The following is a 314-nucleotide window of genomic DNA, read 5'->3' as shown; positions in this document are numbered from 1 at the left end:
CACAAGCCTTCCCTCATGGCAGTAGCGATGTTGATGGAAGCGGTGAAGTCGAAGCTGTAGCAGGAACTCTAAAAAAAGGCTTTGGTTTTGGAGGATACGACAATTCTGGTTTTGGTCATAGCGGCTTCGGCAGTTTTGGTCATGATTCCGGATTTGGCGGCTTTGGAAATCGCAACCCTGGATTCGATAGTTTCGGTCGTGACTCTGGGTTCGGTGGCTTTGGACGTGACTCCGGATTCGGAAGCTCCGGACACGATTCTGGATTTGGACACCACGACTCTGGATTCGGTAGCTTCGGGCATGACTCCGGATTT

The 314-nt window shown here is 51.3% G+C and carries 1 pseudogene; it reads left to right on the top strand.

The features are described 5' to 3' along the window. Window positions 1–314: pseudogene (locus tag F0U44_RS24460) on the top strand (hypothetical protein); the annotation flags it as partial.

Source organism: Nocardioides humilatus (assembly GCF_008373755.1).
GTDB classification, from domain to species: domain Bacteria; phylum Actinomycetota; class Actinomycetes; order Propionibacteriales; family Nocardioidaceae; genus Nocardioides; species Nocardioides humilatus.
The sequence above is the reverse complement of the archived record's forward strand: the minus strand, read 5'-3'. Positions and strand labels throughout refer to the sequence as shown.